This window comes from Paenibacillus cineris (genome assembly GCF_018333335.1).
Classification (GTDB): domain Bacteria; phylum Bacillota; class Bacilli; order Paenibacillales; family Paenibacillaceae; genus Paenibacillus_AQ; species Paenibacillus_AQ favisporus.
The window spans coordinates 1,463,185-1,487,987 of sequence record NZ_BORU01000001.1 but is presented as its reverse complement, the minus strand read 5'-3'; the positions used below and the strand labels follow the sequence as shown (position 1 = coordinate 1,487,987).

The following is a 24,803-nucleotide window of genomic DNA, read 5'->3' as shown; positions in this document are numbered from 1 at the left end:
ATTATGACGATATCGTACCACAATCCCCGCAAGTTTGAAAAATGGCCCTTGAGGGATTTTTCATCTTTTTTGGAAAAGCAATGTATAAAACATCTCTGCCTGGGAATGCTTAAATTATCGACATCAAACGAATGTCGTAGACAACCGCGGAGTAAGCTTACGTTTCCCCATAAGCTCTTCGTCCGGTTTCTCCTCTCCCATGAGGGCGTCCCGCAAGGGGCGCCCAATTTTATTTGGTTAACATCCGATAGGATTTGTATCTGGACGTGCTGCACTTGTACGGTTTGTTCCTGATCATAAAAAAGCACCCCGTCAGATCACAGAATCTGCAAGGGTGCTTTTGCTTGATTATGGGATACCGAGTCGCTTAGGAGTGCTCGCGGTTTCTGCCGCGGAGTCCAATCAATCCAAGCAGGCCAAGAAGTCCAAGCCATCCCCAGTCCACGTCGTTGTTGTCATTTGCTGCGTTGGTACGGATCGTGTTGTTATATCCGTTGTTGGTACCGTAGGTGCCGTAAGTATTGTTCATACCGTTGGTGCCATAGGTTCCGTTCGTGTTGTTGGTGTTGTATGTTCCTGTGGTTCCCGTAGTGCCGGTGCCAGTACCATTGCCATACGCAAATGCAGGTACGGCAACACTCATGGAAATGCAGGCTGTGAGCAGGGCTGCAGCGATACGCTTCTTCATCATTTTCACCTCCAGGTATAAGACTTCAATCGTAAGTTTCCCAAATGAGATATCACCTATGCAGTCCGCAGCCCGTATCTATTTCATCCCATGGAATATTTTGTATTTCCCGTTTTACGCAAAAAAATGACCCTGTCTCAGCGCCAAGGCCGTCAGGGTCCATTCCGTACTATATATATCAAAGGGGGTTATATATATAAATATACAAACCAATTGTGAATGAAACATTAAAACAGCATTATGCCAGTATTAATTTTTGATGTCTGTTTGGTTACGGGGCATGCGCCCATTTTTACAGGGCACTTATCACGATTTTCGCCTTCCGGCATACGCTGTTTCCATAGTTGAAAATGGGAGGCGTTAGAATGTCTTTAACTACTGGATCCCCTTATTCCTATTATCCTTATCCCTATCCTTATCCCTATCCCTATTATCCTTATTATCCTTATCCATACTACTCTCCTTATCCATATCCCTATCCTTATGCCGGATATCCCTATTTTGGCGGATACGGGGGATACGGCGGATACGGGCATGGCGGCCATGGAGGCTACCCGGGTATTGGAGGTCATGGAGGTTATCACGGTGGCGGAGGCTATGGTGGCCCTGGTGGAGGACACGGCGGGGGACCTGGCGGCCATCGCGAACCATATGGCAGTGTGCAGGATGACGGCGAATACTTCATCCCGCCTTTCAGCCAATGAAGGAGTCCGGGGCAAGGATACGCTTTTCTAGGATCCAACTGACTCCAGATGTTAATTTGTGCAGCAGGTCATGAACTGGAATTATTTGCATATGATTTTTACGTATCCTGATGTTGGCAATTTATAACCGGAGGTGTGTGTATGAAGCTCAGAAGCGTAGACAACACGATTGTCGCTCTGATTGGCATTTGGTTTATTATCGCTCCCTGGATTTTCGGGTTCTCTGACGATAACGGCGCATTGTGGACCAGCGTCATTATCGGTGCCGTTCAGCTGATCGTCTCATTGTGGGCGTTCTCCAGTTCGGGATGGGGCTCCTGGCAAAATTGGATTTCGCTTCTTGCCGGAGTTTGGTTCATCGTATTCCCTTTCGTTTATTCCGTAGATACAAGCGCATTATGGACCAGCATTATTCTTGGTGCCGTAACGGTGCTTCTCAATTTGATCACCATGGGCGCCAAAGATTAAACCCGAAGCAGAAAAGCCGCGGATCAGCGTACCTTAGAACAGCCCTTGTTACAATCAACTTAAGTTCTTGTTTCTTCTTACTAAAAAATAAAAGCCAGATCAGCCAACACCAGGCACCATGAGCAAATGACTGCAGCCGAGAGCATAGCAAAGCGCAGGCTTGTCCCATATAGGGAGAAACCTGCGCTTTTTCTTTTCCTGATCCTGTCCGTAAGGAAAGCCGGGCTGTTACGGTCGATATTTCTTTTCGCTGGAGGAGGAATCTTTGGTGTGCTCTTTATTCTGCTCGTCCTTCATATTTTCGGTTAATTCCTCCACGGGGATCGGATCCACGTTGCGTTCGCTTTCATAGCGGTCGAACAGGCTTTCGCGCTCGGTGGCATACTGTTCCGGATGATCCATGCGTGCATGTTTTTCGTTTTCATCACGATTCACGGGCTCCTGCCGGTCCTTGTACTCCTTGTCCATGTTCATCACCTCTTGGAGTACAAATACCCGGCTGCTCAAAAATGAATCACGCCCGAAAGTATGTACAGGCTATAGCATCCAAAGTAAGCCACCTGTCTCCGGCAGGACGCCGAAAACAGGTGAGCAAACTATATTTCTGTAGTCGTTATATCCAGAAAGAACGGGTAATGATGACCAACAAAATAAAGAGGACCAAAATTGCACCTGTCGATGCGAAAGGATTTACGCCGCAGCCATAACCTCCAACGACTCCGCTCATTTCATTCCCTCCCTCCGGGTTCATACTCTTATGGTATGAAAGCCCGCTCCTCATGGTCTGGTCAAAGACCCAATTTTCATGGCGAGAGCACAGCCTATTTTGCGCGAAAGGTACGTTAAGCCAATCAGGATTGCTTCTTGCCCAGGACATTCTGGGTATACTTGAGCAAAATGCTGCCCAGCGTCCCGATATCAACCGGATCTTCGGCCTTCCAGTCGGGACTGATTCCCACCTGGTCGATCAGCCATTGTCTTCCCGACTCTTTCCACTGCGGAGCAGTTTCGCTGGTGTTCGGCGCTGGATTGCTGTATGCTGCCATTAATTCCGCCTCGCTTCCTTTATACTCGTTCAGGTCAACGTCGCCGCTGATCCCCGGCACTTTTCCCTTGTTGGTATACTGGATAAATTCCCAAGCTTTCCAGCCGGCCTTGTTGGCCGGCGTACCGCTGGCGTAATAGGCATACCACAGCGGGTAAGAGCCGAGCGACGAATCCAGGTAAGAATCGATAAAGCTTGGAAACGTATAGATCATCAGGGTACGACCAGTCCGCTGCTTGAATTGGGTTCCCCACGTATTCACGATCTGGCTGATCCGCGCCTTGGTCTGGCCTTCCTTCGTTTCGATATCCAGCACAAACGGCAGCTTGAAAGCGGACAGCCCCCCGGCGCTTTCAATCACCTGAAGGAAATGATCCACTTCGTTCTTGACATCATCCGGTGAGGCCGCACGGGTAAAATGGTATGCCCCGACAAGAAGCCCCGCGTTTTTGGCGTCCTGCGCGTTGGCCCGGAAGCGGTCGTCTACGATCCGGGATCCCTCTGTCGCTTTAAGAAAGGCAAACGAATATCCCGCGCCGCGGACCTTCTTCCAATCGATGATGCCCTGCCAATGCGACACATCGATGCCTTTGGCGTGGGTTGCGCTCCGGCTTTGCACTGACAACACCTCCATTCGGATTACCTTTGCGGCATATAGTGCTGATTGTAAGGTTATTTTATCCATATGTCATAAATGCACAAACGGTTGGACAATCCAGACCCATTTGCAAAATGTGCTCCGGCCCGGCCTCTTCCCGCGAAAAAAAGAAGAAGCCCGTCAAATCAGAGCTTCTTCCCCGAAATTTAATGCTGAACCGGTTCCGCCAAAGGCCGATCGATCGTCAGCGATTCCCTTGAGCGGCCTCGTTGATCCATGAGCCCGGATTCCCCGTGCTCGCGGTATTTCCTCATCCATACCTTTAACCGGCCGATGTCGGCGATGCCTAATGCGGCAGCCACTTCTTTTTTGGTCATCCCCTGAAGACGCATATGTACGGCCTTCCGTTTGGTATCCAGGCTGTATGAGCTAAAAACTTGCCCCTTCTTGGCCATCCGTATCACCTCAACCTATATATCGGAAGGCAGGGCAACTTTTTCAATATTAACTTACCAGCTGAAGCCGACCGCTTTCAAAAATTCCCTCGCCAGCGTCATATGTCCGCGGGATCCCGGGTGGACACGGTCCCAGTTCGTAGCGAGCGAAGACAGGTAGACATGCTCCGACAACGCGTCGAAAGCAGCCTGCGTATCGACAAAGATGGCGTCAAATTCCTCGGCGACCTTTTTCACAACGGCCCCATAGACGTCCATCGTTGCCCGCATCGGGTCATTCACATTCGGATCGAGGTAATATGGAGTCATCAAGACGAGCCCCTTCAGCCTCGGCCGTGTCGCTTGTACCAGTTCCCTCAGCGTCGCTTCATATTCGTCCAAATACACATGCTGATCCGGATTCTGCGGGCGGTCGAATTGGCGCCACACATCGTTGGTTCCGATCATGATCGAAAGCCAGTCCGGCTTCAGGTCGAGCACGTCGCTCTCCCAGCGCTCCTTCAAATGGCGGACGGTATTTCCGCTGATTCCCGTATTCAGCACCCGGATGTTAAGCTGCGGGTATACCGCGCTCAGCAGCGCGTCGACTTGTGCGACGTAACCGCTGCCCAGCTGGCCGAAGCCGCCTTCCCCGACCGGCCGGACGCGGCCGCAATCCGTAATGGAATCCCCAATAAAGAGTAATGTATCATTTTGGCTCAGCTTCATCGCTTTAGTCCCTCTCCTTTTTGCGTTCAGGCAAGTAATATGTAGATCGCAGTTCGCTTAGCAGTTACTATCATTCTATCACATTGGCGGGGACCGTCTATACTGAAAAGTCCCTGATTCTGTTCGGTATCAGGGGCGGAGATACCCCTGTTTGACCGCGTCGTCGATCAAGTGCTGAACCAGCGAATACAGGTCCGGGAGGTCCTCCTGCAAAAAAACGATCCGCGCCCGGACGCGGTCTGCCGCAACTCCGTGTTCCTGCCACGCTTTTCCCCCGGTAAAATAATTGTGAAGCAATGGCTGAATCCGGTCCATGGCCGCCGCATAGCGCGATTCCAGGGTTTCCCGCTGCTCGAATTCGAGCCACAGGGCCAGCATTTCATCACGCTGATCGACGGGCAGAAGCCCGAAAATCCGCTTGGCCGCGGCCATTTCCCGCTCGAATTTCCTCTCCTGGCCCTTCTCATCATAAGCGAAGGTGTCACCTGCATCGATTTCAACCAAATCGTGCACCAGGAGCATTTTCATGACGCGGAGCAGGTTTACCTTCCGCTGATCCAGATGTTCCTCGAGCAGCCAGGCCATGAGCGTAATATGCCAGGTGTGCTCCGCATCATTTTCGTGCCGGGATTTATCCATCAGGTACGACTGGCGGTAGATCGTCTTCAGCTTGTCGATTTCCCTGATAAATTCGATCTGCCGGTTCAAACGTTCATTCATGAATAACAACCTCCTATACGTTAGGACGAACATATCATATCCAGCAGCCCATGACAAAACGGACACAATTCGGGCATTCCCGGCATTTCTTTTCTCCCCTAAACAAAAAAGTTCCCGGCCATGGCCGGGACGCTTTCCTTCATCGCGAGAGTACGTTCTGAGAAGTCTGTTCATTGAGAAGTCTGTTCATTGAGAAGTCTGTTCTTTGAGCAGCCGGACATTACGTGAACATCCGGTAGACTCTTGCCTCATAAGGGCGCAGCCGCTCGGTTTCCATTCCGTCCTCGGGATAGTTGCCGATGATCAGCTCCCGTTTCATGCCGCTGTACCTGTCGTCTAGTTCAAGGATTGCAGCCGATTCCGAAAAATTCAAAGCGATAAGCCATATCACCTCGCCCAAAGTACGGGTATACGCATAAATCTGCTCGTGATCCTGCAGCAAGAGCTGGTAATCCCCGTATACCATCACGGGATTCTGCTTGCGCGAAGCGATCAGGCGCTGATAATAGCGGAAGACCGAATCCGGATCGCTCATCGACGCTTCCGCGTTGATTTCCTTGTAATTGGGATTAATCCGGATCCAAGGCATACCTGTCGTAAACCCCGCATTGGGCCCGGCGTTCCACTGCATCGGCGTTCTCGCATTGTCCCTTCCCTTGACATGGATTGCCTCCATGATCGTTCCCGGATCCGCATTCCCCTGCGTGACCCGCTCCTCGTACATGTTCAAAATTTCAATATCCCGGTAATCTTCAATGCTGGAAAATTGGATGTTCGTCATGCCGAGCTCCTCACCCTGATAAATGTAAGGCGTGCCTTTAAGGGTGTGCAGCAGCGTAGCGAGCATTTTAGCCGATGGAACCCGGTATTCACCGTCATTGCCGAATCTCGACACCATCCGCGGCTGGTCATGATTGTTGAGATACAGGCTGTTCCACCCGTCCTCCGCCAGCCCGGTCTGCCATTTATGCAGCACGCCGCACAGCTTCTGCAGCGTCCATGGGACAACGGTCCATTTGTCGCCGTCGCCCGCATCGACGTCCATATGCTCAAATTGAAACACCATTTGCAGCTCTTTCCTGTCCGCTCCGGTATATTTCAGAGCTTCTTCCACCGATACGCCCGGTGTCTCTCCAACCGTCATCACATCGTATTTCGACAGCACCTGCTCGTTCATCTCCCGCAAATAGTCATGCACATACGGGCCGTTCATAAAATAAGGGCTGCCGTCTCCAAGTCCGTCCTCCCCGTCGTCTGGAAGTCCCGGAACTTTGGAAATCAGGTTGATGACGTCCATGCGGAAGCCATCCACGCCTTTATCCAGCCAAAAGGTCATCATCTCGTACACCGACTGCCTGAGCTTCGGATTGTCCCAGTTCAGGTCGGGCTGTTTCTTTGAAAACAGATGTAAATAGTATTCTCCGGTCGTGTCATCATACTTCCAGGCCGACCCGCTGAAAAAGGACCTCCAGTTGTTCGGCGGCATATTCCCGCCTTTACCTGGGCGCCAGATATAATAGTCGCGGTATGGGTTGTCCCGGGATGAGCGGGACTCCGCAAACCAGGCATGCTCATCCGAGGTATGATTGACGACCAGATCCATAAGCAGCTTCATTCCGCGTTCGTGCAAGCCGTCCAGCAGCTGCGTCCAATCCTGCATCGTGCCGAATTCGTCCATGATCTCGAAGTAATCGCTGATATCGTAACCGTTATCGTCATTCGGCGACTTGTAGACCGGAGAGAGCCAGATGACGTCTACCCCGAGCTCCTGCAAATAGTCCAGCTTCGACACGATCCCTTGAATATCGCCGACCCCGTTGCCGTCACTGTCTTTAAAGCTGCGGGGATAGATCTGATACACGACGGCTTCTTTCCACCACGTGCGTTCCATATTCGACATTCCTCCCATTTTGCATATACACCGCCAATGCCATACTCGCGGCAGCAGAATTCCATCCTTTTATGCTTACCCCAACCAGGGCGGCCTATAACGAAACAGCGTGTAAACCGTTATCCGCTGATTTCCCAAATTGCATATGGAACAATTTAACAAAAGGGGTTATAGTACGATAGGGGTCTACCTTATTAAAAGAAGTTCTATATGGACTAGAGCGAAAGGCGGTACACAATGGATTCATTCATCAAAAAATTAGGCTTATGGATCACTGCCGTTCTGTTGATCGTGGTTGTCGGCGCTACACCTGCCTTGGCTGCATCCGCTTCCGGCTGGAATGTCAAACTGGTGAGCGTTCAGTTGGTTAAGAACGAGCATGTTGGCAATGAGTGGTATTACACGGCTTCTGTGAATGGTAAGGAAGTGGAGGAGGGCAGTTCCGTCACCGTCAAAAACGTGAGTTCGATCAACCTGTACGCCTACGCCGAAGAACAGGACAAGATCCCGGACGAAGGCAAAGCTCAGAAATCGATTAAAGTCAGCACGCTGACAAAGAAAACCCAGCTGGTGGAGATGAAAGTGACGGTCACGGAGAACCGGGGCCGATATTCGGGAAACCAGGCCGTATGGAAATTCACTTTTCAACTCTCGAAAAAATAAAACGTTTTGCAATCTTTCGGAGTCCTTGAATTCGCGCGAAAAGGGCTGCGGATCGTTCCCCCATGCTATAATAGAGTCACTATAATCCGAAGCATACGGGGTGGCATCAGCGCTATGACGACCAAAGAAACGAGAAACATCGGCATTTTTGCCCATATCGACGCAGGTAAAACGACCACGACCGAGCATATGCTCTTTGAGAGCGGCACGATCCGCACATTGGGCAGCGTGGATCAAGGAACGGCGCTGACCGATTCGCTCGAAGTCGAGCGGGAGCGGGGCATCTCCGTGCGTGCCGCCGCGACCACGCTCCATTGGAAAGGCATACATATCAACGTCATCGACACGCCGGGCCACGTCGATTTTCTATCCGAGGTGGAGCGGTCAATGCGCGTTATGGATGGGGCCATCCTCATCGTTTCCGCGGCCGAAGGCGTTCAATCCCAGACGGAAACGGTGTGGCATGCGCTCCGATCCTTAAACATCCCGACGTTAATTTACGTGAACAAAATGGACCGGACCGGCGTGTCCGCCGCTTCCGTCCTGGATGAAATCAAACGGCTCCTCTCTCCTCACGCCGTCCCGCTTCAAATTCCGATAGGTGAAGCAGAGGACTTTGCCGGCATGCATTCCATTCTGGACCCCGCCAAGGATGGGGAGCTTGAACGTCCGGAGTACGTACAGTTGGTGGAGGCCTGCGCAGATGTGGATGAAGAGCTGCTTTTGCGGGTTATCGAAGGGGAGCCGGTTGCACCGGAAGAGCTGCGGAGTATGCTCGCCCGGCTGACCCGTCTGGGCCGGTTATTCCCCGTCCTCTTCGGCTCATCACAGAGGGGCATCGGCATCCGGGAGCTGCTTGATCATGCCGCAACATATTTGCCCGGGCCAACCGGCGATAATGAAGGAGAGCTGTCGGGCGTCGTGTTCAAAATCGAACGGGACAAAACGATGGGACGCGCCGCCTACGTCCGGCTCTATAATGGCACTCTGAGAAACAGAGACGCCGTCCGTAATCTGACGCAGGACGTTCAGGAAAAGGTAACCCAAATCCGGAAAATGGACGGGCGCAAATTCGCAGATTTGGGAGAGCTTCATGCCGGAGATATCGCCGCGGTATACGGCCTGTCCCAATCCAAGATCGGCGATATACTGGGCAGCAGCGAGCTCATCCCCCCTTCCCCTTCCATCGCCGTACCGCTGCTAACCGTTCAGGTGCAGCCCGAGGAAAAAGCGCGCTATCAGGACTTGGTAGAGGCGCTACAGGAGCTCACCGACGAGGATCCGCTGCTTGATCTGCAGTGGCTTCCTAGCGAGCGGGAGCTCCATCTTAAAGTGATGGGCTCCATCCAGCTCGAAATTTTGTCCAGCCAGCTGGAGAGCCGTTTCGGCCTGAAGGTCCGGTTTGGCCAGCCTTCCGTAATTTATAAGGAAACGCCGAGCCAATCCGGTGAAGGCTTTATCGCCTATACGATGCCCAAGCCGTGCTGGGCCGTGCTCCGGTTCACGATCGAACCGCTCCCCCGCGGGAGCGGCCTCGTATACAGCGCCCAGGTACGGAGCGAAGATCTGCTGACGAGCTACCAGAACGAGGTGGAGCGGCGCGTGCCGGAGGCCCTGCAGCAGGGGCTGCTGGGTTGGGAGGTCACCGACCTCAGGGTAACCCTCGTTGAAGGAGAGCATCATGTATGGCATACGCACCCGCTCGATTTTGTCGTCGCCACGCCGATGGGCATCATGAACGGCTTGGCCGCGACGGGCACGACCCTGCTGGAGCCGATGCTTCGGTTCCGCATCACCACCCCTGAGGAATACGGGGGCAAAATCCTCAGCGACCTGGTGCAGATGCGCGCGGAATTTGAGCCGCCTTCCATCCTGCACGGACGCTTTATAGTCGAAGGCATCATTCCGGCGGCGACTTCGCTCGAATTTCCGGTGAAGCTGCGGTCCATGACCGGCGGCCGCGGCGTGATGGCTTCCTCTTTTGCCGGATATCAGGAAGCCCCGCCGGAAACCAATGCCGCCCGCCAGAGACGGGGCGTCAATCCGCTGGATCAATCGAAATACATTTTAAGCGTACGAAGCGCACTGTCGAGCCAATAGGCTGCTCGCTGCAGCCTGGCCCGGCGTTTTTCATAAGGAGGCTTTATGTTTATTAAAATCGCCCTGTTTTTCATACTGGCCCGGCTGCTCGGAAACCCCTTCCTGGCCATCCTTGTCCTGCTGATCATCGTCTACTTGCTGGACAGAAAATTTGTGGGCATTTTTCCGAGCGTGACCAAGCCCTTTAAACGGATGAACCGGATATCCAAGCTGAGAGCCCACGTGACGATGAGCCCCAGCGATGTCTCCTCCAAGCACGAGCTCGCCCGCCTGCTGATCGAACGGAAAAAGTATCCTGAGGCGCTACGCCTGCTGGAATCCATCGAAACCCAGTCCGAGGATTCCGCCGAATATTGGGATGACATCGGTACCGTCAAGCTCAAGCTTGGGCGTATCCAGGAGGGTGAGCAGCACATCTTGCGCGCGCTTGAGCTGAACCCCCGCGTCAAATACGGCCGCCCTTATCTGAGGCTGGCGGATATTTATAAGAGCACCGACCAGGCCAAGGCCGTGAGCTACGTGCAGGAATTCCAGCAGATCCAGTCCTCCTCCTGTGAAGGCTACTACCTGCTCGGGATGATGTACAAATCCCTTGGCCGGACCCAGGAAGCCAAAGCGGCGTTCCAGGAATCGATCGATCTGTACCGGGCGCTGCCCAAGTACAAAAAGCGCCAGGAACGAAAGTGGGCCGTCCTCAGCATGCTTCGCAAGTGAGTGCGGGGCCGGAGCAGCAAAAAAACAGACCCGATTGCCGGGTCTGTTTTTTGGTGCCGGGCTGCTTTAGGCCAAAGGCCGGTACCCCAACCCGTTAAGCTGTTCCGCAATCACTCGGTACCCCCTGCCGTTGGGATGCAGATGGTCAAGCGACAGCAGTTCCCTTTCCCTTCCCTGAAAGGAACCGTAAATGTTGGCCACCCCCAGGTTTCCGCCGACGTATCCGTTTAAAAAACGGTTATACTGCTGTACCCAGTAACCCGCCTCTTCAACCTGCGGGTACGGGTTGTACAAGCCTACGGCGCGAATAATGTAAGGGCCCTGGCCCCCGCCTTTTAATTGGTTGATCGTGCGAAGAATTCCCGACACATTCGTTTTGCACTGGCTCAGCGCTTGGTTGAAATGCTGGGAAGCCTTCGAGCCGAACGGTGCGCTTTTGGCCGCCCGAATCAGATCGTTGCCGCCAATTGAAATCGTAATGATCTCCGCCTGCTTGATCGCCTGCCGCATCGCCCCATTTCTGGAGATGTGCTCATACAAGCCTGACGTCGTCAACCCGTTTACGCCAAAATTTTCATAAGATACAAAAGCTCTTACATGCTGCTCCGCCATCCCCCGATACACTGGAACAAAACCGTTTCCCGGCAAGGCTCCAAAACCGACGGTCAATGAATCCCCTATCGCAGTGTATGAATACACCAAAGCCTTCGCCCCCCTTCTGACTCATAAGCTGCTTACTGCAGTATATGTATCCGGGCCCGGGAGCGAAACGGGACCATGCGCGGGATTTTTGATTTTCAGGGAGAAGGGACTCCGAATATTTCACTCGCTGTTCTGAAGGGCTTGAATAAATGCCCTCAGAGCCAGGTACGATGGATCCCTTTTTCGCAGCCATGCGTCCAACAGTTCCTGCTGATCCTGAAGGTACCATCCAAGATACTTGTGTATAGCTTTGTCATAATCAGCATTGGAAGCTGCCTCTTCTTCCATACTCTCCACCATGCGCTCCCAATCGTTTGACTCGTTTGAAGCTAGGTCAGGGTACGAACCGGCTAGCTGCCTAGCCGTTTTAAAGGAATATTCCCGGTACAGAATCAGGGAAAGGTACTGTCCGACCCTTCGATGCGAGGGATCATCCTCCATCGATTGAACCAATAATGCCTCCGCGTCCTTCAGCTTCCCCTGTCTCATCAAGGCCATCGCATGGGTCGACAGATCAACATCCCATGGGTCTCCCGCCGCCACTTTTTCATAAAGTTTGTAATAGGCATTGTAGGCCTGCCAATCCTTTTTCTTATAGTAATAGTCTGTCAGTCTCGACAAATATCCGAAGGTCGGATGAAGCAGAACCATTTCCTTCAAATAAGTCTCTTGCTGTTTTTCGGCGTTTTCTCGGTCGAAGGAATCCGATCCGTTGGATCGGTGTTCGGATATTTGTGCATCGATCATCACGATCAGCATATGAAGGCTGTGCGTATCGGCCGGATCGTCCTTGTATGACTGCTCATATTGTTTCATGGCCTCATCCAGATTCCCTGCCAGGAGTGTGCGGTCCGCCAGTGTCAATTCTCTCTCCTTCAGATAAAAGAATGGCAGGTTTCCGATTTTGTCGTTTCCGACGCGATACCCGTCACTTCGGGTGAGCAGATGGCCATCTTTGTCATATGCATTCACGGTCCAGAAGAAGCGGTTCTCCGGATTGGAGAACCCGAGCAGGGACAGCGGATCCGTGATCATCTTCCCGTCCTGATCTGAATAGGATGTAATACCGCTTAGCAGATGATAGAGTTCCTCGGTCTTTATCGTTGTTCGGGTTGTGTCAACCTTCGTCTTCACCGGCTGGCTGAACGAACCTGAATGAATCTGCACTCCGAGGTATACATCGTAATAAGCGGCCCTCGGTACAGGCTCCCATGCAAAGGTGATCCGATCTTCGCGGACCGTCGTCTGGTTAACAGGAAAATCCAATTCCAGTAGCGGCTGTAAAACGGCATCCCGGATTACATCCTGAAGTCCAACACGAATCCATTCATTGGATTCCGCAGGCCAAGTCCACCCGCTGATCTGGTCCAATTCAAGCCCCAAATACAGCTGGTAGCTTCCTGGAAGCACCCCTTTGATCGTATATTCTCCCTTCCCGTTGGTCATCGTTTGGTAAGGTTCGTCCGACTGGAGGCTTCCATGCACGCTATCCTTCGTCCGCAAATAAACGCCAGCATAGGCGATCGGTGAACCGTCGCTTCTCTTCAGCGTACCGGATACTTCAGGCAGCCGATCCGATCTTGAGTCAGCAAGCTTTTGCAATCCCTGTTTCAGCAGAGCGGGCTGCTCCAAGATCAACGTTGGTTGTTTTCCGCTTCCATCGACCAGGGATCCTTCCCATTTTTTTAGTGCTTTCAAATATTGCTGAATGTTTTCGTTTCCGCCCAGATATCTGGTCTGAAGCCAGCTGAACTTCTCCAAGATGCGAGTGTCTGGATTTTGTTTAAGCTCGCGGGATAAATCGGCGCTGATCTGACGAAAAAGATCCATGTCTCCATGGTTTCCCGCGACCTCGGCCATTCTTATTTTCACCTTCTGAGCGGCATACAATTGTGAAGCAGGCAGCCGTTCTTCGGTACGTTCCAGCAGCTCGATCGTTTTTTTCCATTGCCCCGCTCCTTCGTAATAGTACGAAAGAAGCAACGCCGCTCCAGCCAAATGAAAATCAGCGGGTCCCGATTCTACATAAGCCTCCAAATAGGGGAATTTTTCCTTCAACGTGATGGGGGGCAGCTGCCCCTGTCCCTCATCCGTTACCGAGCTCCATTCCGATGTTCCCGGCCCGACATATATGTCGTAGCTGTTTGTTAGCTCGGCTCCCTCCCTGCCGATCAGGTAATTGCGAATATATGTCCACTTCTGTTCATCCTCCGATTCCCGAATCCGCTTGAAAACCTCCTGCTTGCTCCAGCTGCTCCCCGCCGCCTGATCAGTGTTTTGAGACGGCGGGCTTTGACGGGAAAGGGCGACCAGAGATCCAGATACGAGCAGGAGAAAGACAACAGCGGACAAAATCAAATGCTTAACTTTGATGGTCACCTTCAAGCCTATTCACCTTCCGCTCATATTCGTCTTTCCAATAATAGCTTCCGCCTTCTTCAATCAATTCACGAAGATGCTGCTGTGGCCCGCCAGGATGAGTTTTCGGCTGCTCGGCCAAATGGTATACGAACAACGCAGCCAGAAAGAACAATGAGGCTGTCCCCAGCGGCACAAGCGGCAGTTCCAGTTCTTTGTTCAAAAAAGCCCGCACCCGGTCTCTCCAGTTCCGTGGATGGGTTGCTCTCAGTACTTCCGCAGCTTGGGTAAACCGAATTTCGGATAGCTCCTGCTCCAAAGTCCGTTTAATCAAAAGCTGTTCTGTTTCTCGCATCAAGCTCCTGCTCCTCCTGTTCCAGCATCTGCTGCAATTGTTGGCGTCCGCGGGCCAATCGAGCCTTGACGGTGTTCTCGCTAAGCTGTAGGTAACCGGCAATGTCGGACACGCTCATCTCATTAAAATAGTAAAGCGTAATGCTTTCGCGGTAGATGTATTTCAGCCTATGAATGGCTTGGCTCAGAACCTCGTTCCTCCACTTCGTCAGGAGCTTCTCTTCCGGGCCGGGGGTAGGAAATCCTCCCATCATTTCCTCCATCCGCGGCGAGGGCAAGAACCGTCTCCACGACCAGGCACGCTGCTTCATTCTGCATCTGTTTACAACAATGCGGATCAGCCAGTTCCTAAGCTTGCTCTCATCCTGAAGCTGTTCGATATGCCGAAAGGCTTGAATAAAACTGTCCTGGACCGCTTCCTCGGCATCATACCTGTCACGGAGCAGAAGAAACGCCGTTCGCAACAGCTCGTCACCGAATTGACGCATAATCCATTGAAGTGCCGCCTCATCTTTTTGCTTCAGTCTCCCGATTACGTCCAGTACGGCTACCTCCCCTCTACTATAAAGATGCACCCAAAACCATTCAGGTTGCAAAAAAAGGAAAAACGCCAAAAAACCGGTCCCTTTCCGGAACCGGCTCTCGTTATTTTCATCTGATTTGCCGTTTTATTCCTCATCCTCTTCGGCTTCGTAAACGCAGCGGAAACGCTCCACACCCGGGAACAGTTCGCCCAGGCTGTGCACCTCAAATCCGATGCTGCGGTAAAAGTCGACCGCCTCCTCATCCGTCTCCGCTACGACCCTGGCGGGCTTTTCCTGCGTCAGCACTTCCAGGATCATGCCCCTTCCGTATCCGAGCCCGCGGTTTTCCGGAATGACCGAAATATGGCGGATCAGCAAGGTATCATCCATCTTTTCAAAACCGATCAACCCGACTAGAAGTTCCCCGTCTTCAAAACCGTACAGCTGCCAGGCGTCGTTGGCCTCGTACTGCTGGATCGCCTGCTCAATCGACCGGTCATCGGGAAAAACCGCATAGGAGATGAGCTCCATCGTCTCCGGCTTGCGTATGTAATTTTTGATATTTAACAGCATAGGTTCTGCCTCCTGTAAATTCACATTCACTGCTCTGCCCTATCATGGCAAAAAGAATTCTGTTTCGTTACTGTACCTTGTCTGCGCGTAAATTTCAACCGGACCGAATCTGCAGGGTGGCCCTGGAGCAAGCAGAACTCCTCCTGACGTCTCCATGACATCGCGTTTCCAACCCTAGCGTATTTGGAGCAAAAAAAGCCCCGTCAGCCGCTGGCTGTCATGGGGCAAAGGTTTGATAGATCTCATATCTTGATCAGACAGTTAAGCGTCTTAGGAGGGCTGCAGCTGCACGCACATCGGTTTTATCGGATCTTCTGTGCGGCAAACGTGATCAGGGAACAGCGAAAATCGATGCTGCGCCCATCCTTCACTTCCTCGATGCTCTGCGGTACCGCCCGTTCGATCAGGATGTTCCAATCCCGGTAATGCTGCTGAAGCAGAGCCATAGCTTCCTGCTGCGCCAAATTGGTCTCGATTAATCCCTTCCGAACTTCTCCGGTTACCCGGTCAACTTCCTCTACGTCCGTGCTCACGGTGATACAGTGGATTCCGCCGGTCCGCGTCCCGCGCTTCATCCGGTCCAGCACCCGTTCCAGGGCGTCACGTGATGACGTATGCTCCAGTGCCGAGCACGCAATGATGTAATCGTAGGCATTCGCCTCGATCGCGTAATGCTCCACATCGGCGGCCACAGATTCAACCAGCTCCTGTACACCGAATTCCACTGCGTTTTCCATAAGCTTGGCAGCGGCATCCTCCAATAGATCCACCCCGACCACCCGGCTCCGGGTTCCGCGCAACCGCTCGGCGACCGGAATCGTGTTGCGGCCGACGCCGCAGCCGAGATCCAGCACCTGCGCATCCTCGCGATGCTGGAGCAGCCGCTCCAGCATTTCCATGACGACCGCTCCCGGCTGAGCCATCCAGGTACCCTGTTCAAACAGATCGTTATCTTCGTAAAAGCGCTGATGGTACTCCGCTTCCGAAGCCCTTGCTGCTTCAAAATGTTCTTTGTTCATCGGCCAGCCTCCTAAGTTAACAAGCTTCTACTTAAGATATACCCAAGGCAGGAGCCCCCGACCAGGCTGGCAGCCGAATTTATTCTAGAAAATGATGGCGACTCATTAAAAAAAGTACTTCACCGCAATCACAATCAGCCCGAGAACCATTAAAAGCTGCCCGGTGATCCGTTTATCCGGATCGCCGAGAACGACGGCCACCCCGCCTATAATGAGACCGGCCGGAGGAAACACCACCGTCGCCAGAATCAGCAAAATGATCGACACCGCGCTTGGTCTAAACGGATCTTCATTCGGTTCATCATAAATCGGTGCAGCGGGCTTCTTATAGATCGTCGTCCCGCAAAACTTGCACTTTCTCGCCCCCGGCTCGAGCTGTTCACCACATGCAGGGCAGATTTTCTCATCGCGTCCGAGCGATATGCCCGCCCTTTTGTCGGCATCCGGAGTTCCGGCCACTTCGGCATTCTGCAGGGAACTGCCGCAGCGTACGCAGGTCCACGCCTGCTCCGGATTGGATTCCCCGCACTTCGGACAAATTTTGACGGCCAATTCTCATCCCCTCCAGTTATGGGTTTCTGACTATGAATAGATATCCCCATCATACCATATCGGTCCAGACGACCGGGACTCGAGGGATTGGCCGCCAAAGAGAAGCCCGGGGGAAGGGGTACGCTCCTGGTTACGCTTCGAATCGCTTCAAAACGATGACGGCGTTATGACCGCCAAAACCGAAGGAATTGGACATGCCGATTTTGACTTCCGCACTGCGCGCGGTATTCGGAACATAATCCAGGTCGCAATCCGGGTCCGCTTCCCGCAGATTGATCGTCGGTGGTATCACGCCTTCCAGCAGCATCTGTACCAAAGCGATGGCCTGAGCGCCACCGGAAGCTCCAAACATATGTCCGAGCATCGATTTGTTCGCCGTCACCGGCACACGGTAAGCCGCCTCGCCGAACAAGCGCTTGATGGCCTGCGTCTCGGACTTGTCCCCGACTTCCGTACTCGTGGCATGAGCACTGACCACATCGATGTCCTCCGGACGGACGGCGGCTTCCTGAAGAGCAAGCCTCATCGCGTTGTAGGCTCCGATGCCTTCCGGATGGGAAGCGACAATATGATAGGCATCCGAAGTCGCCCCATATCCGGCTACCTCCGCATATATGCGGGCGTTCCGGCTGCGGGCGTGGGATAACGACTCCAGCACCAGGATGCCCGCGCCTTCGCCCATAACGAACCCGTCGCGGCCCGCATCGAACGGGCGGCTTGCCAGCTTCGGATCCCCGTCCCATGCCGACAGGGCCGTAGCATTGCCGAAGCTCGCCATCGAAATTTCGGAAATGGCCGCTTCCGCGCCGCCGGCAATCATGACGTCCGCACCGCCCGAGCGGATCAGCCGGAACGCCTCTCCGATGCTTGTATTGCCGATCGAGCACGCCGTAACCGGCGACATCGTAGGTCCGGTGAAGCCGAACCGGATGCTGATCGTCGCCGCGGCCATATTCGAGATGATCATCGGGACGAGCAGCGGGCTGACCCGTTCCGGTCCCCGGGAACGAAGAACGTCCCCCTGCTCCATCAATGACCCAATGCCTCCGATACCGGAGCCGACGTACACACCCGTCCGCTCCTTATCCAGGCGGTCCATGTCCAGTTCCGCATCCTTGAGCGCGTCCTCGGCCGCCGCCAGCGCAAACTGGCAGAAACGGTCCATCCGCCGGGCTTCCTTGCGGCCAAACCTCGCCTCCGCATCAAAGTCCCGCACGATGCCGGCGACGGAAGCCTTCATGTGCGACGTATCAAACGCATCGATCCGGGATATTCCCGACTCGCCTCGGATCATGGCATTCCAAAAGCCGGGCACCGTGCTGCCCAACGGTGAAACAAGCCCCATTCCTGTAACGACAACCTTTTCCATCTGGTATTCCTCCCAAACTCAAATTATGATATCATTTTTCCATAGCATTTATCCTATTACAAGTTATAGTTTATCCTAGTATAAGCAACACCATCATAATGAACACCATCATAAGAAACACCCGGATGGCAGCGGAACCTACGATGGAACTTATCATTGGATGTGCAAACAGATCTGCAAATAGAACTCAATCTAGACCTGCAAATGGGTCTTAACTTTGAAAGAGGTGCAAGAACAGATGAACCAGCAGGCAAGGCTTAATGCGCTTTCCGCTTTTCTGAAAAACCAGCGGGCCAAGCTGCAGCCGGAAACGGTCGGACTTCCGCAGGGCACCCGCCGGCGGACGCCCGGACTCCGGCGGGAAGAAGTGGCACAGCTCGCCGGGGTCAGCAGCACCTGGTATACTTGGCTTGAACAGGGACGGGACATCAAAGTGTCCGCCTCAGTGCTTGACTGCGTCGCGTCCGCGCTCCGGCTGACAGCGGACGAGCGGAAATATTTGTTTTCGCTCGCCCTGGAGAGCGGCTCCGCTGCCGCCCCGATTCAGCAGGAGCACCCGCAGATCAGTCCGGCGCTGCAAAAAATCGTGGACGAGCTCCACTACTGTCCAACGATCATCTCCGACCGGCGTTTCCAGATTGTCGGCTGGAATGAAGCGGCCGCGCACGTGTTTCTCGACTTTACCCAGATTCCGCCCGAGGAGCGGAACCTGATTCGCCTTCTGTTTACCCGCAAAGAGATGCGGAGGCTGGCGGTTAACTGGGAGCATTTTATTATGGGGTTTTTGTCGATTTTTCGCGCGTATTACGGGCAGTACGTCGATGACGAATGGTATGAGCAGTTTCTGCGGGAAATGGAGAATACCGATCCCGAATTCCTGACGCTGTGGAAACAGAGCCAGGTCAGCTCGGCGCCGGAGGTACTGATTGAGTTCAGGCATGCCAAAGCCGGAAAGATGCTGTTCGATTTAACGTCGCTGCAAGTACAGGGCGGAAGCGATTTGCGCTGCAGCATCTATACGCCATGCGCCGGATCTCCGACCGAAACCAAGCTGAAGCGTCTGATGCAGCGTACGGCAGACGCTTAATCGGCAAGCAGGAATTTGCTAGGCGGAATAACTGGAAATGTGCGAAGACGTACGAATCATATCCGAAGACGAATGACGAAATAGATGGGGATGAATACAGGATGGCTTTTGGAATTAACCGCATTGAACTGAACCGGTGGAAGGAGGCGGTCAGCCGGGGAGAAATCGCGTATTTGACGCACTACTGGCTGGACCCGCGTTTTCCCGGGATGACGACGGTGACCAAGGTCGGCTGCTCGGATTTGGACCGGCTCGCCGGCTGGTGCGTCAGCCACGGACTTTCACCGAAATATATACACAACCGCTCTCCTTTTCCCCATTTTGACCTGATCGGGCCAAAACAGCGCGAAATTTTGCGCAAAGAAAAGCAGTGGGATCAGGTTGAACGGTTTCATCTGTGACCGCCCGAGGGGTCACCAATACAAAAAGAAAAACAGCCGCTCCCGCCCTTCCGGCGGGCAGCGGCTGTTTTTCATGCTTCAGCACGACTGCCAAAATTGTTCCGTTCCTAACACTTTATGGCGTGATGATTTCCTGCACCCGGCCGACCTGCCCGTCCGTCAGCCTGACCTTAATGCCGTGCGGATGCTGGGCGGAATTGGTCAGGATATCCTTCACGATGCCGCGTGTTCTTTTGCCTGTACGCTGGTCCTGCTTCAGTACGATATCGACCTCGAGTCCGGGCCTGATGTTTGCGCGAAGCTGTCCGTTCATATAGCCCCACTCTCCTTGAATTTCCGCTCTGCCGACAATCCGAGCTTGCGCAGAAGCTGAATCGCCTGCATCTTCTCTTCGCTGTCCAGATCTTCCACCGCGCGGACCAGAACCTGCTGATGCTGAGGAAAAATACTTTGGAAGAATGCTCTCCCCTCATCCGTCAGATCTGCAAATATGACCCGTCGGTCGTCCGGCGACGCCTTGCGGACAAGCAGATTCTTTTTCTGCAGCTTATCCGCCACGTACGTAATGTTCCCGCTGGATATCAATACCTTCTCCCCGATTTTTTGCAGTGGTTGGGGCCCTTTGTGATACAGCAGATCCAGGACTCCAAATTCCGTTGAATTCAAACCGTGGCTTTGAATATCACGAATGGAGTGGGCAACTACTGAATTATAGGCGCGGGCAAGGACAATAAATAAATCCAGGGACAATTCATCGTTGCTAGTTTTACCAGCCATGTAAAAACCTCCAAACGCGCTATCTTAATGCTAAGATAATCGAAAGACGCGATGATGTCAAACCTTTGTTCCTCTTTTTATGCCGATCCGTTCCCGCCAAATGCTGGAGATCAACCATCCGATCCACACGCCCGCCGTATTCAGGATCACGTCATCCACGTCAAAGCTGCCGACCCGCAGCAGCATCTGCGCCCATTCCACGACCAGGATGGACGGAACGAAGACGGCCGTAAGCACAAGCCACGACTGCAGCTTCCGGATCAGCTGCGGCAGCAGGAGGCCGAAAGGGACGAACACCGCCATATTGCCGAACAAATTGATGATCCATATTTTCGGGGACATGGTCCAGCCATACTGAATGTACAGCCGGATCGTCCGCAAAGGAATCACATTATAATGAAAGGATGAACCCGGGCTCCGTCCGAACCCCAGGAACATCCAATAGAGGAGAAGAAGCGTATAAACGACGATCAACACGGTCAGCAGATTTCGCCGTGCAGCGGACAATACCGGTTGTTTCATGAAATGCGCCTGACCTACCGGTTTAACGGACGCTCCATGATTTTCACCGTTCCGTCGCTGCCGGCGATGACCGCCCGGTCCGCCATTCCAATGAACAACCCGTTGTCCACCACGCCCGGAATGTATAACAGCTGCTGATGCAGCTTTGCAGGGTCGGCAATCTCCCCGAAGCGGCAATCGGCGATATAGTTCCCGTTGTCGGTGACGTACAGCTGGTCGTTATCGGTGCGCAGCTGCGGGCTGCATCCGAGCTTCTCCAGCGATCCCAGCGTCCATTCATGCGCAAACGGGATGATCTCCACCGGGAGGGGAAATGCGCCCAGCGTATTCACTACTTTGTGCTCATCGGCAATAATGATCAGCTGCTTGCTGTGGTAGGCAACGATTTTTTCCCGCAGCAGCGCTCCGCCCCCGCCTTTAATCAGGCTCAGTTCCGGATTGACTTCGTCTGCACCGTCAATAGTCAGGTCCAGCCCGTCCAATTGGTGAAAAGGCAACAGCGGAATCCCTTCTTCGGCCGCCAGCTTCTCCGAAGCCTTGGAGGTCGCCACGGCCTGTATCGTCATCCCTTCCCTGACGCGTTCACCGATTCTCTTGATCGCCCAGTAAGCGGTAGAGCCTGTCCCCAGACCGACACGCATGCCGTCCTCAACGTATTCAACTGCTTTTTCCGCAGCCATTTTCTTCAGATTCATCTTCCTCATCATCTCCTTGGTATAGTGGACGGGCCGATTCGGTTATGGACCTGCCCTTCAAGACTGGTATAATCATCATGGTACCGCAACAACTGCACATGGAGGTATAACAATGAGAACCGAAAACCAGGTTAAATCCAAAATGAACGAACTGCTGATGCAAAAAAAGTCGCTGCTCTCCCGCATCGAATCGGCTGAACCGGACACGCCGGTCCACGCTTCGCTGTCTGCCCAGCTGCTCCGCATCGAAGACATGCTGACCATGCTGGAATGGGTCTTAAACGAACCCACAGGCAGCTATCATATGTAACTATTCGCCCGTCCGGTCGAATACATACACGATGGAATCCGCCGCCGGCTCGTAGCCGATATTCATGTAAATATGGTTGGACACCGGATTGCTGAGATCCGTGTACAGGCAGGTGAACTCGTAATCACTGCTTAGGAGCCGCCGGGTCAGTTCGGCTACGGATGAGCTTGCATAACCCCTGCCGCGCAGCTCAGGAGGCGTGTAAACCAGCGTGACCACGATACCGCGTTGGGTCGGGCGCGATTTTTGGACCATGGAGACCGGTCCCCCATCATCCCAAATATAGAGGGAAGACAAGCTGACTCCCCTTCTGGCAATCCGCTCGGCGTCCTCCTGCGGGATCGGCTCCAGCGCTTCGCGGCTGAATTCCAGCACCCAATTCGTAATGAGCGGTATATCGTCAGGTCCCGCTTCCCTCAACTGTCCTCCGCTTTCAGAAATAGGGTTAACATTCGTACAGCGGTATATCCGCTGATTCATTCCGACATGGTAGGAAATGCCGGTCTTGTCGCGCCACACCTCCGCAAACACTTGAGCGGTTGACGTTAACCCAATAATGCTGGGGATCTGGGATACCTCACCCTGACGGATGATATAGTCCACCGCCTCGCTGCAGCAAGCCCGAAGCTGATCCGAGCCGCCGACCTCACCGCTTGCGTACAGAATCAGATGCGACAGCGTCTGGATGAGTATGAGCAGGGGCTGCTCTCCGCTTTGAACCGTCGCCAGAAACAGCCGGCTGCTTCCCTCCCCATGCCGCGGAATGCCGCCTTCTTCTTTCATCGTGCTTACCAACCGGTACAGAATGCCAAGCGGAAAATTGTTCAGCAGTTCATTCTCAAGCAGCACCGGCTCCGTATGCTCCAAAAATGCTTCCGGATCCTGAAATTGAACGACGTGCATTCGCCTTCCCTCCTTCGCCACTTGATTTTATCCTTTGCCCTGATTTAATCTGCCGATCAGCTCCGCCACTTGAAGCGGTGAGGTGAACCGATAATCGGGAGCCGGAAGAAGATTGCTGCTCTGAATCGTTTCAAACCACATTGCACCGCCGATCCGGGTGCCTGCCGCCCGCCCGGCTGCCATATCGGCGTTGCTGTCCCCGATAAACAGCGTATCTTCCGGCATTACGCCGAGCACGGTCAACGCCCGGTCGATGCCTTCCCGATCCGGCTTGGGACGGGTAAGCTCATCCCCGGCAAAGCCTACGGTGAAATAAGACCCCATAGCGAGCTTTGCCGAAGAAATGTCGAGCGATCTGCGGCTTTTGCCTGTGATGATGCCCATCGGAATGGACATGTCCTGCAGCCGGTTCAGCATGCCGCGGATTTCTTCCGAAAGCGAGAGCATCCGGTCGTGATATGCGTCGTAGATCCGATAGTAGTCGTCAATAGCTTCCGGCAGTGACTCGTGAGATTTCAAAACCTGGCTGATAATGCCTTCCTCTGTCGGTCCAAACCAGGCCATGATCTCTTCGTTGCTGTACTCCTTCGCGGTATACTTGCGGAATACTTCCTGAAACGCGTAAAAAGACAAGGGCAGCGTATCCGCCAGCGTGCCGTCGAAATCAAACAACACCGCCCGAATCGGCCGCTTTGTCAAGTCATCCACTGACCAGCCCCCCTGACGCATTTAACTTGTGGTCCAAACGGGCGACAGCCTCCTTCTCCTCTTCGCCGATGACCGCTTCCATGACAGGAGACGCCGTCTTGAGCCGGCCCTTCGCGAGCACGTCCGCCAGCTTAGTCTCCATGATGCCGGCTGCTTCGGACAGCTTCAGCTCCCTTTCACCGGTTACCCTGCTTAAGTACGCATACATCGTTCCTTGAGAATCCTCATACGAAATTCGATAAATCGGGGTGAAGCGGCTGTTCTCCTCTTCATCTAAGCGGCTTGTCACCTGCACCGTATAGGTGTAGTGAATCGGACTGGGGCCAGGCTGCTTCTTCTGTTCCGCGATGATTTTGGAATTTTTCCAAGCGAGCACGCCCGCCCCGATCATGATGAGAATACCTACTCCGAATGCAAAATACACGAACACTGCCCGTTCACCTCTATTTCCTCTGTCTTACAGCTTCTTGAGCATATGAATGTCTTCCGGCTCCTGCTGATACAGCTCCTCATCCACTTCCTCGGTGAGGTTTCCGCCGTTGGCACGGTAGAAGCCGACCGCCGATTCCGTTTCCGTCGAGGATATGTATAAATAGCTCGCTCCGCGCTCCTTGGCCACGCGGCTCAGCTCGTTCATGATCCGGGTAGCCAGCCCTTGTCTCCGGTATGGCCGGCTGACATACATCAGATCCACTTGCAGCTGGTCTTGGTTGCGGCCTCTAAACCGGTGTCCGAGCACGCCAAAGCCGGCGAGCACTTCGCCGTCGAACGCCCCGTATGCCGTGCCTCCCTGCTCCAGCTCATGCCGGAATCGGTTGACCATTTCATCTGTGTGTTCCTCATCCCAGGTCGGACATTCATGTCCCATCGGAACGGTTTCAAGCTGCCCGCCGTTCATTTTGTAAATCCGGTCGATCTGTTCGGACCGGTCGATTTGGCGGATCTTGTCCGCCTCGTTCACATGCATTTGTCTGATAATCATAAGAAATGACCTCCATATTTTTAATGAAATCGAAGCTTTCTTTGATTACCCTAAACAGAAAATGCAGTCATTGCATGAATAATTGCAAATCAACCCCCTTCTCACTGATTCCATTATACAAAAAAAACAGCCTGCGGCTACGCGCCGAGGCTAAAATAAGAAGAGATGTCTACATGTTTACATTACCCTGTACCGTAATGCTTAATCTCGCGG

The 24,803-nt window shown here is 53.4% G+C and carries 32 protein-coding genes; 8 read left to right on the top strand and 24 right to left on the bottom strand.

Going from position 1 to position 24,803, the window contains the following annotated elements:
• Positions 1–367: 367 nt before the first annotated feature.
• Entirely contained in the window at positions 368–691 is a 324-nt protein-coding gene (locus KI379_RS07210) for a WGxxGxxG family protein (RefSeq protein ID WP_244169200.1), read from the bottom strand.
• Between the two features lie 498 nt (positions 692–1,189).
• Here KI379_RS07210 and KI379_RS07205 point away from each other — a divergent pair, with 498 nt between their 5' ends.
• Entirely contained in the window at positions 1,190–1,423 is a 234-nt protein-coding gene (locus tag KI379_RS07205) for a hypothetical protein (protein WP_076168339.1), read from the top strand.
• Positions 1,424–1,533: 110 nt separating this feature from the next.
• Positions 1,534–1,860, top strand: coding sequence for an SPW repeat protein (locus KI379_RS07200; protein ID WP_076168342.1), 327 nt, complete (start codon positions 1,534–1,536; stop codon positions 1,858–1,860).
• A 228-nt stretch (positions 1,861–2,088) separates the two neighbouring features.
• Here the strand turns inward: KI379_RS07200 and KI379_RS07195 are convergent, their stop codons facing one another.
• The 7 genes from KI379_RS07195 to KI379_RS07165 form a co-directional block, all read right to left on the bottom strand.
• Entirely contained in the window at positions 2,089–2,328 is a 240-nt protein-coding gene (locus tag KI379_RS07195) for a hypothetical protein (protein WP_212984810.1), read from the bottom strand.
• 145 nt (positions 2,329–2,473) lie between these two features.
• The gene (locus KI379_RS07190; RefSeq protein WP_192714767.1) at positions 2,474–2,587 is read right to left on the bottom strand and encodes a sporulation protein YjcZ; all 114 of its coding nucleotides are present in this window, start codon (positions 2,585–2,587) and stop codon (positions 2,474–2,476) included.
• Positions 2,588–2,711: 124 nt separating this feature from the next.
• Positions 2,712–3,524: a glycoside hydrolase family 25 protein gene (locus KI379_RS07185; RefSeq protein ID WP_212983189.1), complete on the bottom strand. Its 813-nt coding sequence runs from the start codon at positions 3,522–3,524 to the stop codon at positions 2,712–2,714.
• A 185-nt stretch (positions 3,525–3,709) separates the two neighbouring features.
• Entirely contained in the window at positions 3,710–3,958 is a 249-nt protein-coding gene (locus KI379_RS07180; RefSeq protein WP_089546511.1) for a helix-turn-helix domain-containing protein, read from the bottom strand.
• A 54-nt stretch (positions 3,959–4,012) separates the two neighbouring features.
• Positions 4,013–4,666: an SGNH/GDSL hydrolase family protein gene (locus KI379_RS07175; RefSeq protein WP_076168351.1), complete on the bottom strand. Its 654-nt coding sequence runs from the start codon at positions 4,664–4,666 to the stop codon at positions 4,013–4,015.
• A gap of 129 nt (positions 4,667–4,795) precedes the next feature.
• The gene (locus KI379_RS07170) at positions 4,796–5,386 is read right to left on the bottom strand and encodes an HD domain-containing protein (protein ID WP_212983188.1); all 591 of its coding nucleotides are present in this window, start codon (positions 5,384–5,386) and stop codon (positions 4,796–4,798) included.
• A 220-nt stretch (positions 5,387–5,606) separates the two neighbouring features.
• Positions 5,607–7,277, bottom strand: a complete 1,671-nt coding sequence (locus KI379_RS07165) for a glycoside hydrolase family 13 protein (protein WP_212983187.1) — start codon at positions 7,275–7,277, stop codon at positions 5,607–5,609.
• A gap of 237 nt (positions 7,278–7,514) precedes the next feature.
• Between KI379_RS07165 and KI379_RS07160 the strand changes: the two genes are divergently transcribed.
• From KI379_RS07160 to KI379_RS07150, 3 genes are all read left to right on the top strand, one after another.
• Positions 7,515–7,940 carry a hypothetical protein gene (locus KI379_RS07160; RefSeq protein WP_212983186.1) on the top strand — a complete coding sequence of 142 codons (426 nt, stop codon included), beginning with the start codon at positions 7,515–7,517 and terminating at the stop codon, positions 7,938–7,940.
• A 114-nt stretch (positions 7,941–8,054) separates the two neighbouring features.
• Complete coding sequence (locus tag KI379_RS07155; protein WP_212983185.1) at positions 8,055–10,040, top strand: GTP-binding protein; 1,986 nt, start codon at positions 8,055–8,057, stop codon at positions 10,038–10,040.
• A gap of 45 nt (positions 10,041–10,085) precedes the next feature.
• Positions 10,086–10,754 carry a tetratricopeptide repeat protein gene (locus KI379_RS07150; protein WP_076168368.1) on the top strand — a complete coding sequence of 223 codons (669 nt, stop codon included), beginning with the start codon at positions 10,086–10,088 and terminating at the stop codon, positions 10,752–10,754.
• Between the two features lie 66 nt (positions 10,755–10,820).
• Here KI379_RS07150 and KI379_RS07145 read toward each other — a convergent pair whose 3' ends face one another.
• The 8 genes from KI379_RS07145 to fabF form a co-directional block, all read right to left on the bottom strand.
• Entirely contained in the window at positions 10,821–11,456 is a 636-nt protein-coding gene (locus KI379_RS07145; RefSeq protein WP_212983184.1) for a GDSL-type esterase/lipase family protein, read from the bottom strand.
• A 120-nt stretch (positions 11,457–11,576) separates the two neighbouring features.
• A complete protein-coding gene (locus tag KI379_RS07140) occupies positions 11,577–13,835 on the bottom strand; it encodes a carboxypeptidase-like regulatory domain-containing protein (RefSeq protein ID WP_212983183.1) in 2,259 nt (752 codons plus the stop codon).
• Positions 13,819–14,172, bottom strand: coding sequence for a hypothetical protein (locus KI379_RS07135; protein ID WP_212983182.1), 354 nt, complete (start codon positions 14,170–14,172; stop codon positions 13,819–13,821). Before KI379_RS07135 ends, KI379_RS07140 begins: the two co-directional genes overlap by 17 nt.
• A complete protein-coding gene (locus tag KI379_RS07130) occupies positions 14,141–14,656 on the bottom strand; it encodes a sigma-70 family RNA polymerase sigma factor (protein WP_212983181.1) in 516 nt (171 codons plus the stop codon). Before KI379_RS07130 ends, KI379_RS07135 begins: the two co-directional genes overlap by 32 nt.
• A gap of 180 nt (positions 14,657–14,836) precedes the next feature.
• Positions 14,837–15,265 carry a GNAT family N-acetyltransferase gene (locus KI379_RS07125; protein ID WP_089546505.1) on the bottom strand — a complete coding sequence of 143 codons (429 nt, stop codon included), beginning with the start codon at positions 15,263–15,265 and terminating at the stop codon, positions 14,837–14,839.
• A 302-nt stretch (positions 15,266–15,567) separates the two neighbouring features.
• A complete protein-coding gene (locus tag KI379_RS07120; RefSeq protein ID WP_212983180.1) occupies positions 15,568–16,284 on the bottom strand; it encodes a class I SAM-dependent methyltransferase in 717 nt (238 codons plus the stop codon).
• A gap of 105 nt (positions 16,285–16,389) precedes the next feature.
• The gene (locus KI379_RS07115; RefSeq protein WP_212983179.1) at positions 16,390–16,836 is read right to left on the bottom strand and encodes a double zinc ribbon domain-containing protein; all 447 of its coding nucleotides are present in this window, start codon (positions 16,834–16,836) and stop codon (positions 16,390–16,392) included.
• A 130-nt stretch (positions 16,837–16,966) separates the two neighbouring features.
• Positions 16,967–18,205: a beta-ketoacyl-ACP synthase II gene (gene fabF / locus KI379_RS07110; protein WP_212983178.1), complete on the bottom strand. Its 1,239-nt coding sequence runs from the start codon at positions 18,203–18,205 to the stop codon at positions 16,967–16,969.
• A 238-nt stretch (positions 18,206–18,443) separates the two neighbouring features.
• Between fabF and KI379_RS07105 the strand changes: the two genes are divergently transcribed.
• Complete coding sequence (locus KI379_RS07105; protein ID WP_076168387.1) at positions 18,444–19,292, top strand: helix-turn-helix transcriptional regulator; 849 nt, start codon at positions 18,444–18,446, stop codon at positions 19,290–19,292.
• 101 nt (positions 19,293–19,393) lie between these two features.
• A complete protein-coding gene (locus KI379_RS07100) occupies positions 19,394–19,693 on the top strand; it encodes a hypothetical protein (protein WP_105443693.1) in 300 nt (99 codons plus the stop codon).
• A gap of 115 nt (positions 19,694–19,808) precedes the next feature.
• On the opposite strand, the gene KI379_RS07095 is transcribed toward KI379_RS07100, so the two are convergent.
• From KI379_RS07095 to rpiA, 4 genes are read right to left on the bottom strand one after another with little or no spacing between them, the layout of a single operon-like run.
• Positions 19,809–20,006: a YwbE family protein gene (locus KI379_RS07095; RefSeq protein WP_076168389.1), complete on the bottom strand. Its 198-nt coding sequence runs from the start codon at positions 20,004–20,006 to the stop codon at positions 19,809–19,811.
• The gene (locus KI379_RS07090) at positions 20,003–20,470 is read right to left on the bottom strand and encodes a MarR family winged helix-turn-helix transcriptional regulator (RefSeq protein WP_076168391.1); all 468 of its coding nucleotides are present in this window, start codon (positions 20,468–20,470) and stop codon (positions 20,003–20,005) included. Before KI379_RS07090 ends, KI379_RS07095 begins: the two co-directional genes overlap by 4 nt.
• Positions 20,471–20,527: 57 nt before the next feature.
• Complete coding sequence (locus KI379_RS07085; protein ID WP_212983177.1) at positions 20,528–20,992, bottom strand: VanZ family protein; 465 nt, start codon at positions 20,990–20,992, stop codon at positions 20,528–20,530.
• A 14-nt stretch (positions 20,993–21,006) separates the two neighbouring features.
• Positions 21,007–21,687, bottom strand: coding sequence for a ribose-5-phosphate isomerase RpiA (gene rpiA, locus KI379_RS07080; protein WP_208837080.1), 681 nt, complete (start codon positions 21,685–21,687; stop codon positions 21,007–21,009).
• 112 nt (positions 21,688–21,799) lie between these two features.
• Between rpiA and KI379_RS07075 the strand changes: the two genes are divergently transcribed.
• Positions 21,800–21,997, top strand: a complete 198-nt coding sequence (locus tag KI379_RS07075; RefSeq protein WP_076168395.1) for a hypothetical protein — start codon at positions 21,800–21,802, stop codon at positions 21,995–21,997.
• Here the strand turns inward: KI379_RS07075 and KI379_RS07070 are convergent, their stop codons facing one another.
• The 4 genes from KI379_RS07070 to KI379_RS07055 are packed head-to-tail and all read right to left on the bottom strand — an operon-like array spanning position 21,998 to position 24,590.
• Positions 21,998–22,900 carry a GNAT family N-acetyltransferase gene (locus KI379_RS07070; protein ID WP_212983176.1) on the bottom strand — a complete coding sequence of 301 codons (903 nt, stop codon included), beginning with the start codon at positions 22,898–22,900 and terminating at the stop codon, positions 21,998–22,000.
• Between the two features lie 27 nt (positions 22,901–22,927).
• Positions 22,928–23,608, bottom strand: a complete 681-nt coding sequence (locus tag KI379_RS07065; protein ID WP_212983175.1) for an HAD family hydrolase — start codon at positions 23,606–23,608, stop codon at positions 22,928–22,930.
• Positions 23,601–24,038, bottom strand: a complete 438-nt coding sequence (locus KI379_RS07060) for a hypothetical protein (RefSeq protein WP_212983174.1) — start codon at positions 24,036–24,038, stop codon at positions 23,601–23,603. Before KI379_RS07060 ends, KI379_RS07065 begins: the two co-directional genes overlap by 8 nt.
• A 27-nt stretch (positions 24,039–24,065) precedes the next feature.
• On the bottom strand, positions 24,066–24,590 hold the full coding sequence (locus KI379_RS07055) for a GNAT family N-acetyltransferase (protein ID WP_089546495.1): 525 nt from the start codon (positions 24,588–24,590) through the stop codon (positions 24,066–24,068).
• Between the last annotated feature and the right edge of the window lie 213 nt (positions 24,591–24,803).

What these genes read in the sequence shown, in the direction of transcription:
- KI379_RS07210 (WP_244169200.1), bottom strand. Translation starts at nt 691, where the DNA reads ATGATGAAGAAGCGTATCGCTGCAGCCCTGCTCACAGCCTGCATTTCC.
- KI379_RS07200 (WP_076168342.1), top strand. Translation starts at nt 1,534, where the DNA reads ATGAAGCTCAGAAGCGTAGACAACACGATTGTCGCTCTGATTGGCATT.
- KI379_RS07195 (WP_212984810.1), bottom strand. Translation starts at nt 2,328, where the DNA reads ATGGACAAGGAGTACAAGGACCGGCAGGAGCCCGTGAATCGTGATGAA.
- KI379_RS07090 (WP_076168391.1), bottom strand. Translation starts at nt 20,470, where the DNA reads ATGGCTGGTAAAACTAGCAACGATGAATTGTCCCTGGATTTATTTATT.
- KI379_RS07190 (WP_192714767.1), bottom strand. Translation starts at nt 2,587, where the DNA reads ATGAGCGGAGTCGTTGGAGGTTATGGCTGCGGCGTAAATCCTTTCGCA.
- KI379_RS07180 (WP_089546511.1), bottom strand. Translation starts at nt 3,958, where the DNA reads ATGGCCAAGAAGGGGCAAGTTTTTAGCTCATACAGCCTGGATACCAAA.
- KI379_RS07095 (WP_076168389.1), bottom strand. Translation starts at nt 20,006, where the DNA reads ATGAACGGACAGCTTCGCGCAAACATCAGGCCCGGACTCGAGGTCGAT.
- KI379_RS07070 (WP_212983176.1), bottom strand. Translation starts at nt 22,900, where the DNA reads ATGCACGTCGTTCAATTTCAGGATCCGGAAGCATTTTTGGAGCATACG.
- KI379_RS07105 (WP_076168387.1), top strand. Translation starts at nt 18,444, where the DNA reads ATGAACCAGCAGGCAAGGCTTAATGCGCTTTCCGCTTTTCTGAAAAAC.
- KI379_RS07100 (WP_105443693.1), top strand. Translation starts at nt 19,394, where the DNA reads ATGGCTTTTGGAATTAACCGCATTGAACTGAACCGGTGGAAGGAGGCG.
- KI379_RS07175 (WP_076168351.1), bottom strand. Translation starts at nt 4,666, where the DNA reads ATGAAGCTGAGCCAAAATGATACATTACTCTTTATTGGGGATTCCATT.
- KI379_RS07165 (WP_212983187.1), bottom strand. Translation starts at nt 7,277, where the DNA reads ATGGAACGCACGTGGTGGAAAGAAGCCGTCGTGTATCAGATCTATCCC.
- KI379_RS07160 (WP_212983186.1), top strand. Translation starts at nt 7,515, where the DNA reads ATGGATTCATTCATCAAAAAATTAGGCTTATGGATCACTGCCGTTCTG.
- fabF (WP_212983178.1), bottom strand. Translation starts at nt 18,205, where the DNA reads ATGGAAAAGGTTGTCGTTACAGGAATGGGGCTTGTTTCACCGTTGGGC.
- KI379_RS07075 (WP_076168395.1), top strand. Translation starts at nt 21,800, where the DNA reads ATGAGAACCGAAAACCAGGTTAAATCCAAAATGAACGAACTGCTGATG.
- rpiA (WP_208837080.1), bottom strand. Translation starts at nt 21,687, where the DNA reads ATGAATCTGAAGAAAATGGCTGCGGAAAAAGCAGTTGAATACGTTGAG.
- KI379_RS07155 (WP_212983185.1), top strand. Translation starts at nt 8,055, where the DNA reads ATGACGACCAAAGAAACGAGAAACATCGGCATTTTTGCCCATATCGAC.
- KI379_RS07055 (WP_089546495.1), bottom strand. Translation starts at nt 24,590, where the DNA reads ATGATTATCAGACAAATGCATGTGAACGAGGCGGACAAGATCCGCCAA.
- KI379_RS07170 (WP_212983188.1), bottom strand. Translation starts at nt 5,386, where the DNA reads ATGAATGAACGTTTGAACCGGCAGATCGAATTTATCAGGGAAATCGAC.
- KI379_RS07130 (WP_212983181.1), bottom strand. Translation starts at nt 14,656, where the DNA reads ATGCGTCAATTCGGTGACGAGCTGTTGCGAACGGCGTTTCTTCTGCTC.
- KI379_RS07125 (WP_089546505.1), bottom strand. Translation starts at nt 15,265, where the DNA reads ATGCTGTTAAATATCAAAAATTACATACGCAAGCCGGAGACGATGGAG.
- KI379_RS07120 (WP_212983180.1), bottom strand. Translation starts at nt 16,284, where the DNA reads ATGAACAAAGAACATTTTGAAGCAGCAAGGGCTTCGGAAGCGGAGTAC.
- KI379_RS07085 (WP_212983177.1), bottom strand. Translation starts at nt 20,992, where the DNA reads ATGAAACAACCGGTATTGTCCGCTGCACGGCGAAATCTGCTGACCGTG.
- KI379_RS07150 (WP_076168368.1), top strand. Translation starts at nt 10,086, where the DNA reads ATGTTTATTAAAATCGCCCTGTTTTTCATACTGGCCCGGCTGCTCGGA.